11 protein-coding genes are annotated in these 16106 nt (G+C 71.5%); 10 read left to right on the plus strand and 1 reads right to left on the minus strand.

All coding sequences use genetic code 11. From position 1 onward, the window contains the following. Positions 1-338: 338 nt before the first annotated feature. Genes ACIRU3_RS25450 through ACIRU3_RS25460 form a run of 3 tightly spaced genes read left to right on the plus strand, consistent with a single transcriptional unit; the run spans position 339 to position 5272 of the window. The gene (locus ACIRU3_RS25450; RefSeq protein ID WP_404060320.1) at positions 339-1109 is read left to right on the plus strand and encodes an SDR family NAD(P)-dependent oxidoreductase; all 771 of its coding nucleotides are present in this window, start codon (positions 339-341) and stop codon (positions 1107-1109) included. Positions 1110-1148: 39 nt separating this feature from the next. Then, entirely contained in the window at positions 1149-4037 is a 2889-nt protein-coding gene (locus ACIRU3_RS25455; RefSeq protein ID WP_404060323.1) for an ATP-binding protein, read from the plus strand. A 35-nt stretch (positions 4038-4072) separates the two neighbouring features. Beyond that, positions 4073-5272, plus strand: a complete 1200-nt coding sequence (locus ACIRU3_RS25460; RefSeq protein ID WP_404060326.1) for an FAD-dependent monooxygenase — start codon at positions 4073-4075, stop codon at positions 5270-5272. Between the two features lie 271 nt (positions 5273-5543). On the opposite strand, the gene ACIRU3_RS25465 is transcribed toward ACIRU3_RS25460, so the two are convergent. Continuing rightward, positions 5544-5990 carry an ATP-binding protein gene (locus tag ACIRU3_RS25465; protein WP_404060329.1) on the minus strand — a complete coding sequence of 149 codons (447 nt, stop codon included), beginning with the start codon at positions 5988-5990 and terminating at the stop codon, positions 5544-5546. 124 nt (positions 5991-6114) lie between these two features. Here ACIRU3_RS25465 and ACIRU3_RS25470 point away from each other — a divergent pair, with 124 nt between their 5' ends. From ACIRU3_RS25470 to ACIRU3_RS25500, 7 genes are all read left to right on the plus strand, one after another. Then, the gene (locus ACIRU3_RS25470; RefSeq protein ID WP_404060332.1) at positions 6115-6597 is read left to right on the plus strand and encodes a MarR family winged helix-turn-helix transcriptional regulator; all 483 of its coding nucleotides are present in this window, start codon (positions 6115-6117) and stop codon (positions 6595-6597) included. Positions 6598-6728: 131 nt separating this feature from the next. Then, entirely contained in the window at positions 6729-7967 is a 1239-nt protein-coding gene (locus ACIRU3_RS25475) for a cytochrome P450 (protein ID WP_404060334.1), read from the plus strand. A 35-nt stretch (positions 7968-8002) separates the two neighbouring features. Next, positions 8003-8212: a ferredoxin gene (locus tag ACIRU3_RS25480; protein WP_404060337.1), complete on the plus strand. Its 210-nt coding sequence runs from the start codon at positions 8003-8005 to the stop codon at positions 8210-8212. Beyond that, positions 8209-9414 carry an NAD(P)/FAD-dependent oxidoreductase gene (locus tag ACIRU3_RS25485; RefSeq protein WP_404060340.1) on the plus strand — a complete coding sequence of 402 codons (1206 nt, stop codon included), beginning with the start codon at positions 8209-8211 and terminating at the stop codon, positions 9412-9414. Before ACIRU3_RS25480 ends, ACIRU3_RS25485 begins: the two co-directional genes overlap by 4 nt. A 107-nt stretch (positions 9415-9521) precedes the next feature. Next, a complete protein-coding gene (locus ACIRU3_RS25490) occupies positions 9522-11438 on the plus strand; it encodes an MFS transporter (RefSeq protein ID WP_404060430.1) in 1917 nt (638 codons plus the stop codon). 29 nt (positions 11439-11467) lie between these two features. Next, on the plus strand, positions 11468-14260 hold the full coding sequence (locus tag ACIRU3_RS25495) for a SpoIIE family protein phosphatase (protein WP_404060341.1): 2793 nt from the start codon (positions 11468-11470) through the stop codon (positions 14258-14260). A gap of 293 nt (positions 14261-14553) precedes the next feature. Next, positions 14554-15705: a glutathione-independent formaldehyde dehydrogenase gene (locus tag ACIRU3_RS25500; RefSeq protein WP_404060344.1), complete on the plus strand. Its 1152-nt coding sequence runs from the start codon at positions 14554-14556 to the stop codon at positions 15703-15705. Positions 15706-16106 lie beyond the last annotated feature (401 nt).

Below are 16106 nucleotides of genomic sequence, written 5' to 3' on the forward strand. Positions count from 1 at the left end.
CCCCGCCCCCCGCGCGCGCGGCGCGCCGCGGGCCCCCCGGCCGCGGGGGGGGGGGCGGGGCGGGCGCCGGCGCGCCCCCCCCCCCCCCCCCCCCCCCCCCCGGGGCCCCCCCCCCCCCCACCACGGTCTGTCCGGCGGATCGGGCCGGCCCCGGGCAACGGTGCCTCATCAGCGCAGATGTGCGTGCAAGACCCCGCGATTCCGGCATGATCCGCCGGACAGGCCCTGCCCCCGACCCGACGGTGAGCGCGCGGTGAGCGGGCGGTGAGGGGGCCCGGCGAAGGTGGACCCATCGCCGGTTCCGACAGCGGGACCGGCCCCGACCACGGGAGTTGACGATGGGTGCTCTGACCGGCAAGACGGCGCTGGTGACCGGTGGTTCGCGGGGGATCGGGCGGGCGGTGGCGCTGCGGCTGGCCGCAGGCGGCGCGCTGGTCGCCGTGCACTACGGGGAGAACGCCGAGGCGGCCGCGGAGACCGTGGCACTGATCGAGAAGGCCGGTGGACAGGCCTTCGCCGTTCGCGCCCGGTTCGGCGCGGCCGGTGCCGTGGACGCGCTGTTCGAGGAGCTGACCGCCGGACTGGGCGGCCGCGGGCTAGACGTCCTGGTGAACAACGCGGGGATCTCCTCGACCCACTCGATCGCCGACGTCACCGAGGAGGAGTGGGAGCAGCTGCTCGCGGTCAACGTCACCACCCCGTTCTTCGTGATCCGGCGGGCGCTCGCGCTGCTCAACGACGGCGGGCGCATCGTCAACATGGGCTCCACCGCCAGCCGGTTCGCCGTCTCCACCCAGATCGGCTACACCGTCACCAAAGCCGCCCTGGAGTCGCTGGCCCCGTCGCTGGCCAACGAACTCGGCCGCCGGGGCATCACCGTGAACACGGTCGCGCCGGGCGCGGTGCGCACCGACCTCACCGCCGGGTACACCTCGATCCCGGAGGTGGTCGCCGGCCTGGAGGCGATCACCGCACTCGGGCGGCTCGGTGAGCCGGAGGACGTGGCCGACGTCGTCGGCTTCCTGGCGGGTCCGGAGGGCCGCTGGGTCACGGGGCAGACCATCGATGTGTCCGGCGGCACCTGGCTCGGCCCCCTCGCAGCCGGGTGAGCGTCCCAACTGCCATGCTTCGATTGCATAATCGATCGCATGCACTTCGGAATACTCGGCGGGACGCAGGTGTGGGGCGACGACGGCGCACTGGTGCCGCTCGGCGGCCCCGCCCGCCGGGCCCTGCTCACCCTGCTGCTGATCCGGCCCGGCGAGGCCGTACCCGCCGACCGGTTGGCGGAAGGCACGGGCCCGGACGGCGCCCCGTCCGCGCACGCGCTGCAGTCGCAGGTGTCCCGCCTGCGTGCGGCGCTGGCCGGGGCGGCCGTGATCGAGCGGACCGGGGCGGGCTACCGCCTCCTCGCCGACGCGGACGACGTGGACGCCGGCCGCTTCGAGCGCCTGGCCGCCGAGGGCCGGGTCGCTCTGCGGGAGGGCGACGCCGAGGGGGCCGTGACGGCGTTGCGCGCGGCACTTCGGCTGTGGCGGGGTCCCGCGCTCGCCGACCTCGCGGACGTCGAGCAGGGCCGCGCCCCCGCCGTACGCCTGGAGGAACTGCGGCTGACGGCCCTGGAGGACCGCATCGAGGCCGAGTTGATCCTCGGCGAACACCGTGCGGTCGTACCGGAGTTGCGAGAGCTCCTCGGCCGGCATCCACTGCGGGAGCGGTTCGCCGCCCTGCTGATGCGGGCCCTGTTCGCCGACGGAGGCCAAGCCGAGGCGCTGCTGGTGTACGAGCAGGTACGGAGCCACCTGGCGGAAGAGCTGGGCACCGACCCGTCGGCGGAACTCGCCGCTCTCCACCGGGAGTTGCTGACCCTCGATCCCACGCCCGCGCCCATCGCACCGCCCGCCCCGCTGACGGCGTTCGTGGGCCGCTGCGGCGAGGTCACCGAGGTCGCCGGCCTGATGCGCGTGGCCCGCCTGGTGACGCTGACCGGACCGGGCGGAGTCGGCAAGACCCGGCTGGCCGCCGAGGTCGCCGCCGCCACGGACGACGAGGTGTGCTTCGTGGAACTCGGCCCGCTGCGCGACCCGCGTGTGCTGCCGCAGACCCTGCTCGGCGCGCTCGGGCTGCGCGAGCGGGGACTGCACGCGGCCGACCCCGGCGGCCAGGGCGCACTCGACCGGCTCACGGCCGCCCTTTCGGGCCGGACACTGCTGATGGTCCTCGACAACTGCGAGCACCTGGTGGAGGAGACCGCCGTCCTCGCGGCCCACCTGCTCACCACCAGCCCCGGGCTGCGCGTACTGGCGACGAGCCGCGAGCCGCTCGGCGTCATCGGCGAGCACCTGCACACCGTACGGCCGCTCGACGACGCCGCGGCCGTCGAGCTGTTCACCGACCGGGCCCGTGCGGTACGGCGCGCCTTCGTGCCCGACCCGGAGGCGGTGCGTCGGGTCTGCGCGGCGCTGGACAACCTGCCGCTGGCCATCGAGCTGGCCGCGGCCCGGCTGCGCACGCTGACCCTGGAGGAGCTGGCAGACCGGTTGCAGGACCGGCTGGGCGTCGCCGCGCGGGGCAGCCGGACAGCCGACACCCGGCACCGGACGCTGCGATCGGTGGTCGCCTGGAGCTGGGACCTGCTGGACCCGCCGGAGCAGCAGGCGGCCCGGCGCTTCTCGGTGTTCGCGGCGGGCGCGACCACGGACACCGCCTGCCGCGTGTGCGGCACCGACGACGACACCCTGGTGGCGCTGGCCGACAAATCCCTGCTGGAACGGTCGGCCGGCCGCTACCGCATGCTGGCCACGATCCGCGCCTACGCCGCCGAACGCCTCGGGGAGGCGGGGGAGGAGAGCGACACCCACGCGTCCCACGCCCGCACCCTGCTCGAATTCCTCCGCACCACCGAGCCGTTGCTGCGCGGCCGGGACCAACTCACGTGGTTGGACGCCTTGTCGACGGAGCAGCCCGAGCTGCTGGCTGCCGTGCGCCGGGCGGTCGGCGCGGGGGAGTTGCGTAGCGCGCTCGAGCTGCTCGGCGCGGCCTCGACGTACCTGTGGATCCGGGGAGCCGCCGAAGCGTTCGCGGTCCAGGCCGTCGCCGTACTGGACGCCCTGGGCGACGATGTGCCGGACGGGCTGGGCGAGGAGTACGCGTTGTGTGTGCTGCTGGCCGCGTCCGGGCCCGACGGGCGGCGGACCTGGCGCCGTCACCGGGAGGCCGCGGGGCGGGCGCTGACCGCGGCCTGGTCGGGGACAGACTCCGGCCGGTGGCCGGCCGGGCTGCTGCAGTGGATGATGCACCAGGCGAGCGACGGCGACGCGCCCGCCGCCCACGCCCTCGTCTCCGCCCAGCGGGACCGCTCCGAACCCTGGACCAGGGCGGTTGCGCACTATGTCGCCGCCTACGGCCCGCTCGGTGACGGCGACCACCCCGCGGCCGAACAGGGCTTTCGGACGGCCGCCGAGGGGTTCCGGGCGCTGGGCGAGCGCTGGGGCGCCGCGCTGGTCCTGGACGCGCTGGCCGGCCTGGCCGGTGCGCGGGGCGCTCGCGCGGAGGCGGCCGCGCTCACCGACGAGGCGTTGGGCCTCGCCGAGGAGCTGGGCGCCCTGGAGGACTGCGCCGACCTCCTGGTCAACCGCGGGGACCTGCGGGTGGCCGCCGACCCGGAGGCGGCCCGAGCCGACTACGCCCGGGCCGCCGAGTACGCCCGCCGGGCCGGCAGTGAGCCCGCACTTGCGGCGGCCCGCCGGGGGCTCGCGGACATCACACTGCTGGACGGGGACACGGCCGCGGCACGGGAGCTGTACACCCGTGCCCTGGAACGGCTCGACCCGCACTGGGTGAAGGGCATCGGCAACCGCGTCCGCACCCTGGCCGGGCTCGCCCGGATCGCCCAGACGGCCGGCGACACGGCCGGCGCCAGGACCTGGTACCGGGAGGCGGCGGAGTCCGCCGCCTTGCCAGGCCGCGAACTGCCCGAATCACTGCGCATGCTGGGCTTGCCGGAAGCACTGGTGGAGGCGGTGAGCCGACGGTGAACGGCCGGTGAGCGCGCGGGCGCAGGCTCGGGGACATGACGAACACCGACACTCCGAAGAACCTCAGCGTCCTCATCTCCGGCGCTTCCGTCGCGGGCCCCGCGCTCGCCTACTGGCTGCACCGCCACGGCTTCCGCCCGACCCTCGTGGAACGGGCCCCAGCCCTGCGGGACGGCGGCTACGCCGTCGACTTCCGCGGCGAGGCGCACCTGACCGTGCTGCGCCGCATGGGCATCCTTCCCGACCTGGAACGCGCCCGCACCGGCATGGGCGCGATGAAGTACGTCAACGCCGACGGCAGGCCGGTGGCGTCCCTCCCGGCCGACCTGTTCACCGGGGACGTCGAGATCCTCCGCGGCGACCTGGCCCGCATCCTGTACGACACCACGAAGGAGTACACCGAGTACCTCTTCGGGGACTCGATCGCCTCCCTGACCGAGGACGCGGACGGCGTGACCGTCACTTTCGAGCGTGCCGCACCGCGCCGCTTCGACCTGGTGATCGGCGCCGATGGTCTGCACTCCACCACCCGGCGTCTGGCCTTCGGCCCGGAGGAGCGTTTCGTGAAGCACCTCGGCGTCCACTGCGCGATCTTCACCACCGAGAACCACCTCGGGCTCGATCACACCGGCCACGCCTACCGCACCGCGGGCCGCATGGTCGCCCTCTACAGTGCCCGGCACAACGCGGAGGCCAAGGCCGTGTTCTACTTCGCCTCTCCGCGCGGCGAACTCCCGCACCGGGACGTCACCGCCCAACAGGCCGTACTGACGCAGGAGTTCAGAGGCAACGGCTGGCAGAGCGACCAGCTCCTCAGGGAGATGCGGTACGCGCCCGACTTCTACTTCGACTCGGTCGCCCAGGTCCGCATGGAAACCTGGTCCCGCGGCCGGGTCGCCCTGGTCGGCGACGCCGCGTACTGCCCGTCCTCCCTGTCGGGCATGGGCTCCGGCCTCGCCCTGGTGGGCGCCTACGTCCTCGCCGGCGAACTCGCCGCCGCCCGCGGCGACCACTGCGTGGCCTTCACCCGGTACGAGCAACGGATGCGCGCCTACGCCGAGGGCTGCCAGAAGATGGGCGACGGCGTAGCCGGCCTCATGGTCCCCGGCAGCCGCCTCATGGCCACGCTCCTGAACCGCTACTACAAGTTCCTGCCGTACCTGCCCGGCAAGAACCTCCCCGCCAAGATGGCCCGCAAGGCGGCGGAGGGGATCACCCTGCCGGACTACCCGTAGCGGCGGTGGTCATGACTCGTACGAGGCCGAGGGGGCCGGCCTGTCGCCGGCCCCCTTTCCGCGACCCGGTCGGCGTTCGCGTGCAGTAGCAGGTCCGACTGTTCCGCCCTTTGTCGAGCAGGGCCCGGATCACTGCGGCGGACAGGCGGTTCTTGCACAGGAATCGTCAGTGACCGGTAGCCCGCAGGGGTGGAAGTTCGGGGCCGCCTGGCCGGCGGTCAAGAGTGCGGCCGGTGCCGTCGTCCGGCAGGGCCGTTGCCGAGTGGTCGGGTCAAGCCGTGGCATTCACGTCGGCCCAGTGGATTGCGTGTCCCGGCTCCTGACGGTCGCCGTGCGCGGCGGTGATCTGCTGGATGATCTCCAGCCCACGGCCGTGCTCGTAGGGCGCGCGGCCGGCGGCCCAAGCGCCGTGCGTCGCGGCAGGGCCTCCGTCGGAGACTTCGATGTGCACACGACGCTTGCCCAGGTCACGGCTCAGTTCGAAGTTGAGTGGGGGCTGGGCGTGCTCCACGGCGTTGGTGACGAGTTCGGAGACGGTCAGCAGCACCGAGTCGGCCGCCTCATCGGCGATTCCCCAGTCCGCGAGGACCTCTTCGGTGATCTTGCGGGCTTCTCCGGCGGCTTCCAGGCGGTGTGCCAGAGGCCAGGCTCGGCCCGATGCCGGCGGGCGCGGGGCGGCCTGCCAGGGGGAGGGGGCTGGGGCGAATTCGCAGGCCACGGTCGTCACCTTCTTCCGGCGCCGGGTGGCGCGTTGACTCTGACCAGGGCTCCTTTCAGCCTCAAACTTGTATATATAACACTCTATATAGACAGTCTATATAGAGTGTGATATATGTGGACATATGGATGAGGAGCGTGAAGAGAGTCCCAAGGAGGTGGCGGCGGCGCTGCACGAGCTGGTCTCCGGGATGGCCTGGTACCTGATGTCGAACTGGCAGGGCATGAGTCTGACGACGGCTGCGACGCTCGCCAGGCTGGAACGGGAGGGTCCGATCCGGCTGACCGCGCTTGCCGCGCTGGAGGGCCTCGCGCAACCGTCGATGACCGTGCTGGTCGATCGGCTGGAAGCCCAGGGTCTGGCATCGCGAGTGGGTGATCCCGAAGACGGTCGGGTACGGCTCGTCGCCATCACGGATGCCGGGCGTGAACTGCTGGCCGAGCGCCGCCGGGCGGGGGATGCCTGGGTGGCGGACCTGCTGGGCGTATTGCACGAACAGGAGCTGCAAGCCCTGGGCGCGGCCACACGGACGGCTCTGCCCATCGTCCGGCGCATGCTTCGGGCGACTCCGGGGTCCCGCGCCACCGGTGGCGGCCCGGCTTCCTGAACCCCCGAGGTGCCCTCTTCGGCGTCCCCTCCAGCAGGCGCACCTGCCCCGTCGCCCCGTCGCGCCTTGTGCGTGCCGGGCTCCGGTCCAGGCACCTGCCGTTGTCGGACTTGCAGAAAGGGCGGAAAACGATGAGCACCATCTCGGCACCCGGAACCGACGCCCCGTCGACTGAGGTACCGGAGTTTCCCATGCCTCGGGCGGGCGCCTGTCCGTTCGATCCCCCGCCGGCCCTGCGCAGCCTGCAGAAGCAGGCCCCCATCAGCCGCGTGCGGCTGTGGGACCGCAGCACCCCATGGCTGGTCACCCGGTACGAGGACCTGCGTGCCCTGCTGTCCGATCCGAGGATCAGCTCGGACAGCACCCACCCGCACTACCCGCATCAGAGCGCGGGCCACAAGGAGCGCCGGAAGCATGCGCGGACTTTCATCGCGATGGACGATCCGGAGCACGCCCGGCTGCGCGGGATGGTCACCGCGGCCTTCTCCATCAAGCATGTGGAGGCGCTGAGGCCGGTCGTCCAGAGGATCGTCGACGGTTCGATCGACGCCATGCTGGCCGGACCGAAGCCGGCGGACCTGGTCCAGGCGTTCGCGCTGCCCGTGCCGTCGCTGGTGATCTGCGAGCTGCTCGGTGTCCCGTACGCCGACCACGACTTCTTCCAGGCCAACACCAAGATCCTGGTCAAGCGCACCACGACGCCCGAGGAGGCACGGACGGCCGGCGGGCGGCTGGTCGACTACCTGGACCGGCTGATCGGCGACAAGCTCGCCCACCCGGCCGAAGACCTGGTCTCGACCCTGGCCGCGCGGGTCGCCGCCGGTGAACTCTCCCGCCACGAAGCGGCCGACACGGGGGTCCTGCTGCTCATCGCAGGGCACGAGACCACCGCGAACATGATCGCGCTGGGCACCCTGGCCCTGCTGCAGCACCCCGACCAGCTGGCACGGGTGCGCGAGAGCGACGATCCGAAGGCAGTCGCCTCGGCGGTCGAGGAACTCCTGCGCCACCTGAACATCGTGCACGGCGGACGACGCCGAGTGGCCCTGGAGGACATCGAGATCGGTGGCGTGACCATCCGCGCCGGCGACGGCGTCGTCCTCGCCAACGACATCGCAAACCGTGATCCTGCCGCCTTCCCCGACCCCGACGACCTGAACGTGGACCGCAACGCCCGCCATCACGTGGCTTTCGGCTTCGGTGTGCACCAGTGCCTGGGCCAGCCGCTGGCCCGGGTGGAACTGCAGGTCGTCTACGGCACGCTCTACCGCCGCATTCCCACCCTGCAGGTGGCGGCGGACCTCGCCGAGATCCCGTTCAAGCACGACGCGGGCGTCTACGGCGTCTACGAACTGCCTGTCACCTGGTGAGTGCGGCCGGGTGCCGCGCAGGAAGGGAGGACCCGATGAAGGTGATCGTCGACCTGAACAAGTGTGTGGCCTCCGGCCAGTGTGTGCTGACCGTGCCGGAGGCGTTCGACCAACGCGAGGAGGACGGCATCGTCGTCCTGCTCACCGAGAACCCGCCTGAACGCCTGACTGACGACGTCCGGCAGGCCGTCGCCCTGTGCCCGGCCCAGGCGATCTGGGTGGCGGAGCAGGAGAACAGGCAATGAAGCGGATCGTCGTCGTCGGAGCCTCGGCCGCAGGCCTGACCGCGGCCGAGACCCTCCGCCGCCGAGGCTGGGACGGCCACCTCACTCTGATCGGCGATGAGCCCCGTCCGCCCTATGACCGGCCCCCGCTCTCCAAACAGATCCTCACCGGCGCCTCGGAACCCGAACGGGCCACCCTGCGCTCCCTGCAGGATCTTGCGCGGCTGGAGGCCGACCTGCGGCTCGGACAGCGCGCAGCCGCCCTCGACATCCCGGGCCGCCGGGTGCGCCTGGCCAACCGCGAGAGCATCGGCTTCGACGCTCTGATCATCGCCACCGGTGTGGCCCCCCGGCGCCTCCCCGACAGCGACCTGGCCGGGGTTCACGTCCTGCGCACGCTCGACGACGCGCTCGCCCTGGGTGCCGCGCTGCTCACCGGGCCCAAGGTGGTGGTCGTAGGCGCCGGATTCCTCGGCACCGAGGTTGCCGCGGCGGCCCGGACCATGGGCCTGGAGGTGACCGTGGCCGAGCCGGAGCCGGTTCCGGTGCACCGCCCGTTCGGGGACCGCATCGGCGCGCTCGTCGCCGAACTGCACCACGACCACGGAACGCGCCTGCGCTGCGGGGTGCCCGTGCGCCGCCTGCGCGGAACGGGCGGCCGGGTGACCGCCGTGGAACTCGGCGACGGCACGAGTGTGCCGGCCGACGTGGTCGTCCTGGCCCTCGGCGCCACCCCCGCGACCGGCTGGCTGGCAGGTTCGGGCCTGCGCCTGGGAGACGGAGTGCTGTGCGACGCGCTCTGCCAGGCCGCTCCCGGCATCTACGCCGCCGGCGACGTCGCCTCCTGGCACAACCCGCACTTCGGCACCCGGATGCGCCTTGAGCACCGGATGAACGCCACCGAACAGGCCATGGCCGCGGCCGGAAACCTGCTCGGCGACGCCACCCCGTTCGCATCTGTGCCCTACTTCTGGACCGACCAGTACGACACCAAGATCCAGGCATACGGCGTCTTCCCGCCCGGCGCGACGCCGCGGATCGTCCACGGGGACCCGTCGGACGGTCACTTCGCGGCCGCCTACGGTCACCACGGCAGGGTGGTCGGCGTACTCGGCTGGAACGCCCCGCGCCAGGTACGCACCCTGCGCCGGCTGGTCGTCGAACGCGCGCCATGGACATCCCTCGCGGCAACTCCCGCGCCCCGCTCCGCGACCATGCACTGACCCTCGGGTCCGCACAGGAAGCAGGAGGACAGCCGGTGACCACCGACGGAACCCCCCGCCCGGCAGGCAGCTCCTCCGCCGTCCGACCCCGCGGCCGCCGTGCCCGGATCACCGCCGACCACCCCCGCTACAAATGGGTGGCACTGACCAACACCACGCTCGGCGTGCTGATCGCGACCGTCAACGCCTCGATCGTGCTGATCTCACTGCCCGGGATCTTCACCGGCATCCGTCTCGACCCGCTCCAGCCGGGCAACGTCAGCTATCTGCTGTGGATGCTGATGGGCTACCTGCTCGTCACCGCCGTGCTGGTCGTCACCCTCGGCCGGCTCGGCGACATGCGGGGCCGGGTACGCACCTACAACGCGGGGTTCGTCATCTTCACCGTCACCTCGGTGATCCTCTCCGTGGATCCGCTCCACGGCGTGGGCGGGGCGCTGTGGCTGATCGGATGGCGGATCGTGCAGGCCGTCGGCGGTTCGATGCTGATGGCCAACTCGACCGCGATCCTCACCGACGCCTTCCCCGCCCGGCAGCGCGGCATGGCGCTCGGCGTGAACATGGTCGCCGGCATCGCCGGCACGTTCATCGGCCTGGTCCTCGGCGGCGTGCTCGTGCAGTGGCAGTGGCGCTACATCTTCTGGGTCAACGTGCCGATCGGGCTGATCGGCACCGTGTGGGCGTACAAGTCCCTGCACGAGACGGGCACCCGCACCCCCGGACGGATCGACTGGTGGGGCAACCTCACCTTCGCCGCCGGGCTCACCGCACTGCTGGCGGCCATCACCTACGGCATCCAGCCCTACGGCGGACACACCATGGGGTGGACCAGCCCCTGGGTACTCGCCGGCCTCATCGGTGGCACGCTCACCCTGGCCGTCTTCTGCATCGTGGAGAGGAGAGTCGCCGAACCGATGTTCCCGCTGCGGCTGTTCCGCAACGCCGCCTTCGCCGGCGGCAACGCGGCCACCCTGCTGGGCGCGATCGCCCGCGGCGGCCTGCAGTTCATGCTCATCATCTGGCTACAGGGCATCTGGCTGCCGCTCCGGGGCTACGACTACGCCGACACCCCGCTGCTGGCGGGCCTCTACCTGCTGCCCCTGACCATCGGCTTCCTGGCGGCCGGACCGATATCCGGAGCCCTGTCGGACAGATTCGGCACCCGGCCGTTCGCCGTCGCCGGATGTCTCGTGATGGCCGCCTCCTTCGCCGGGCTTCTCCTCCTGCCCACCGACTTCACCTACGGCCTCTTCGCCGTCCTGGTCTTCCTCAACGGCCTCGGAAACGGGCTGTTCGCAGCGCCGAACACCTCGATCATCATGTCCAGTGTCCCGCCGGACGCCCGCGGCGCAGCCTCCGGCATGCGCGCCACCTTCCAGAACGCCGGCACGGTGCTGTCCATGGGCGTGTTCTTCTCCCTGATGGTCGCCGGACTGGCCGGCTCGCTGCCGCACACCCTCGGTTCCGGCCTCACCGCCCAGGACGTTCCCGCCCCAGCCGCTCACACCGTCGCCTCGCTGCCGCCGGTCGAGGTCCTGTTCGCCGCCTTCCTCGGCTACAACCCCGTCCAGCACCTCCTCGGCCCGGCCGTCCTCGGCCACCTGCCACCGGCCAACACCGCCATCCTGACCGGACGAGACTTCTTCCCCCACCTGATCTCCCGGCCCTTCCACGACGGTCTGGTCGTCGTCTTCACCCTGGCCATCGCCATGGCCCTCATCGCCGCGGCCACCTCGTTGATCCGAGGACGCACCCGGACCACACCCGAGGCACCCACCACCAGCACCACGCCGACAGACTCCGCCACGGGAGCTGACCGCCGCCCCGAACGAGCCCATTCCTCTTCGACGGCGACCAGGACACGCGGAGACCACGGTTCGCCGGGCGGGGACGGGCGGGAAGCCGGAAGGGCCGGCGGCCGGCATGTTGATGTGACGCCGGGCCGGCGAAGCGCCGGAGCGCGCTCGGACGATGCTCTCGCGCCTCCGCGGAAAGCCGGGCAGCAGCGACGTACCGGTCGCTGAGCGAGGAGCCACAGTGTTAGAAAAGGGGTATGAGCGGACGTTCCCGCCGGTCATGGGCGAGAGCGTCGCCGCCGCCGGGCACACGGTGGTCATCCGGCCCGTCTCGCGGTCCTGGTCCGGGGCCCCGGCCGTCACGGGCACGCCGTTCTTCGCCGTCTCTGAGCGTCCGCACGCTCGCTGCGCAGGTGTTTCTGCTGCAGGCCCTCATCCTGCTGGTGGTGGTCGCGGTGGCGGCCGTCGCCCTGATGGTGCAGGGGTGGCGCGACGCGGAGCGCGACGCAAGGAACCGCTCACTGGCCGCGGCGGAGGGATTCGCCGACGCGCCGGGCACGGCTCTCGCGCTCCGCTCACCGGATCCGACCGCACGACTGCAGGCGGCTGCGGAGCAGGCGAGGCGCGGATCCGGCGTCGATTTCGTCACCGTCCTGGACAAGCAGGGGGTCCGGCTCACCGACCCCGTGCCCGCCCTGATCGGTACGAAGGCCCAGGGCGTCGGCCGAGCCGCCGCGGGGCAGACGTTCACGGAGACGTTCCACGGCCGGCCGACCGACGCCGTGCGCGCGGTCGTCCCCGTGAAGGATGCGAACAGCCGCGTGGTCGGCATGGTGAGTGCCGGGATCCAATTCGCCACTCTGGGACATGTGCTGAACGAGCAGCTGCCGATGCTGCTCGGTTCGGCGGCGGGGGCACTCCTGCTCGCGACCGGCGGCACGGCTCTGGTCAGCAGGCGGCTGCTACGGCAGACCCACGGACTCGGCCCGGCCGAGATCACCCGCATGTACGAGCACCACGATGCCGTGCTGCACGCGGTGCGCGAGGGGGTCCTGATCGTCGGCGGCGACGGTCGAGTGCTGCTCGCCAACGATGACGCACGCAGGCTGCTGCACCTTGCCGAGGACGCCGACCAGCGGCAGGTGACGGAGCTGGGACTCGGGCCCGACCTGACACGGCTGCTGGTGTCGGCCGAAGCCGCGTCCGACGAGGTGGTCCCGGCCGGAGACCGGCTGCTGGCCGTGAACATCCGCCAAACCGCACCCTACGGCGGCGTGCAGGGCCTGGTCGCCACCTTCCGAGACACGACGGAGCTGGCAGCCCTGTCCGGCCAGGCCGAGGTGGCGCGGAGCCGGCTGTCGTTCCTGTACGAGGCCGGCACGCGGATCGGCACCACGCTCGACGTGCGGCGTACCGCGGAGGAACTGGCCGAGACGGCCGTCCCGCGCCTGGCGGACTTCGCCACCGTGGAACTCCTCGACTCGGTGCTGAAGGGCGAGGAGCCCACCAGCGCCGTCACCCGGATGCGGCGCACAGCACTGCGCGGGGTGGAGGCCGGGCATCCGCTGCAACCGGTGGGCGATCTGATTCATTTCGTCATGGCCGACACGCCGATGGTGGCTGCACTGCGACAGGGCAAGGCCGTCCTGGTTCCGGACCTGCACGCCGCCCAGGACTGGCGGGCCCAGGACCCGGAGGGGGCACGGCAGGCTCTGGACCACGGCATCCATTCCCTGATCACGGTGCCTTTGCGAGCCCGAGGAGTCGTCCTCGGCATGGTCAACTTCTGGCGGGGCGCAGACTCTGCCCGGTTCGAGGAGGAGGACGTTGCGGTGGCCGAGGAACTGGTCGCCCGGACGGCCGTCGCGATCGACAACGCACGCCGGTACTCCCGCGAGCACGCCATGGCCGCGACGCTGCAGCGCAGTCTGCTGCCCTCGGGCCTTCCGGATCAGGAGGTACTGGAGATCGCCTCCCGCTACCTGCCGGCGCAGTCCGGCGTGGGTGGTGACTGGTTCGACGTGATCCCCCTGCCCGGCTTCCGGGTTGCCCTGGTCGTCGGTGACATCGTGGGGCATGGGCTGCATGCAGCGGTGACCATGGGACGGCTGCGGACCGCAGTACTGAACTTCTCCTCACTGGACCTGTCCCCGGACGAACTGCTCGGTCATCTCGACGAGATGGTGACCTGGCTGGACACCCAGACGGCGGACGCCGATGACGACCGCGCACCGCTCACCGGTGCCACCTGCCTCTACGCCATCTACGATCCGGTCGACGGGCGCTGCACTCTCTCCCGGGCCGGGCACCTCGCACCGGCCGTGGTGGATGCCCGGGGCGGGGTGACCTTCCCCGACCTTCCCTTGTCACCGCCCCTGGGAGTGGGAGGGCATCCCTTCGAGAGCGGCGAGCTGGAACTGCCGGAGGGCAGTCGCCTCATCCTGTTCACGGACGGCCTGATCGAGGCCCGCGGACGGGACATCGACGAGGGCCTGGAGATGCTTCGCTCGGCCGTCGCCGAGGCGGGCCGGACGCCGGAGGACACCTGCCGCGCCCTGGTCGAGACGATGCTGCCCGAGCATCCCGGCGACGACGTGGCGCTGCTCGTGGCCCGGACCCGGCTCCTCGACCCGTCCAGTGCCGCGACCTGGGACGTGCCCTTCGACGCGATGGCCGTGTCCCGAGTACGCACGGAGGTCAGCCGTCGGCTGGCAGACTGGGGCCTGGAGGACTCGGCGTTCGCGACGGAGCTGATCCTCAGCGAACTCCTCACCAACGCGATCCGGTACGGCGCTCCGCCCGTACGCGTCAGGATCCTGCTGGGCCGCACCCTGGTCTGCGAGGTGTCGGACCGCAGCAACACCTCACCCCGGCTGCGGCGCGCGGCCACCACCGACGAAGGCGGCCGCGGCCTGTTCCTGGTCTCCCAGTACGCGGACCGGTGGGGGACACGCTATGCGGCCGACGGAAAGGTGATCTGGGCCGAACAGATCCTCGGCAGCACCCGGGAACCGGATGTGACGGCCCTGATCGATGAGATGGCCTGGTGAGAGGGCCCGCGCGTGTCCTCGGCCGGTGCCGTCGGCGGACCCGCCGCCAGCTGAGTCGCCTCCCGAGGAGACACGCCACCGAGACGACCGACCCCGACCCTCGACCGAAGCCGCAGGCGTCCCCGACGTGGGTTGCGGCCCTGGCCGTACGGGCGTTACCTGGAAGTACCGGCGGTGAAGCGAGCGCATGGTGGCCACGGCACAGTCCGAGGGCCCGCGCTTTTCTGTGCGTCCCCCCGGCAGCGGCCGTCCCTCGCCGCCGCCGCACAGCCATCGACGCGGAGGTGAGCCAGGTGAAAGCCGTCGTTTACGAGAAGCCCTTCAGCGTGACGGTGAGGGACGTCGACGACCCGAAGATCCAGCATCCGAACGATGTCCTGGTACGGGTCACGTCGACCGCGATCTGCGGATCCGACCTGCATATGTACGAGGGCCGCACGGCGGCCGAGGCGGGCATAGTCTTCGGGCACGAGAACCTCGGCATCGTCGAAGAGGTAGGCCCGGGTGTGACGTCCCTGTCCAAGGGCGACCGCGTCGTCATGCCGTTCAATGTCGCCTGCGGATTCTGCAAGAACTGCCTTGCCGGGAAGACCGGATTCTGCCTGACGGTCAATCCGGGGTTCGCCGGCGGAGCCTACGGCTATGTGGCGATGGGCCCGTACAAGGGCGGCCAGGCAGAGCTGCTGCGGGTGCCGTTCGCCGACTTCAACTGTCTGAAGCTGCCGCCGGGCGACGAATTCGAAACCGACTTCGTGCTGCTCGCCGACATCTTCCCGACCGGCTACCACGGGTGCGAACTCGCCCAGGTCGTCCCCGGCGAAAGCGTGGCGGTCTTCGGTGCAGGACCCGTGGGACTCATGGCCGCCTACTCCGCACTGCTGCGCGGTGCCTCGAAGGTGTTCTCGGTCGACCGGGTGCCCGAACGTCTCGCCAAGGCGGAGCAGATCGGGGCGATTCCCATCGACTTCACCAAGGGCGACCCGGCCGAGCAGATCAAGGAACAGACGAACGGAGAAGGAACCGACAAGGGCGTGGACGCCGTCGGGTACCAGGCCCAGGCGCACGACGCCAGCCATGAGGAACCCGCCATCGTGCTCAACGCGCTCGTCGAAACGGTGCGGCCGACCGGCATGCTCGGCGTGCCAGGCCTCTATGTGCCCTCGGACCCGGGCGGTCCCGATGAGCACGCCAAGCACGGCCAACTGCTGGTCTCCATCGGCCGGATGTTCGAGAAGGGGCAGCAGATGGGCACCGGCCAGTGCAACGTCAAGCGGTACAACCGCCAGCTGCGCGACCTGATCATCGCCGGGCGGGCCAAGCCCAGTTTCGTGGTCTCCCACGAATTCCCGCTGGACCAGGCGCCGCAGGCGTACGAGAAGTTCGACAAGCGGATCGAGGGATACACCAAGGTGGTACTGCACCCCGGTCACGCCCTTGCGGCGTGAGACATGGGTCCGTGGCACGCACGCGTGCCACGGACCTGTCCTCCCAGAGGCGCCGCACCTTGCCGTGGCCGGCGCGCTTCGCGCACGGATTCTCGCGGGAGAGTGGGAGATCGGGGAGCGCCTGTCCTCCCGGGCGTAGCCGGCCGAGGTGTACGGGGTCGGGCGCAACGTGACGCGGAGGGCTGACCCTCCTCAATGTCCTGTTGCCGCTTCGCACTATGGGCACCTTGCCCAAGGAAACAGATACCGAACTCGTGTGCTGAGGGCCGCCGCATCGTGTGCTCGCAGAAGGCCGGCGTGGTACAGGAAGGAGGCCACAGCCCCTGAGGAGGCTGCCGGTATCTCGCGGGATAAACCGATTTCGGCGATAGTCGGCCGCCGGCCTCCGGACCGCTGATACA

The sequence above is a fragment of the Streptomyces sp. NPDC101151 genome, assembly GCF_044768335.1.
In the GTDB taxonomy this organism is placed as follows: domain Bacteria; phylum Actinomycetota; class Actinomycetes; order Streptomycetales; family Streptomycetaceae; genus Streptomyces.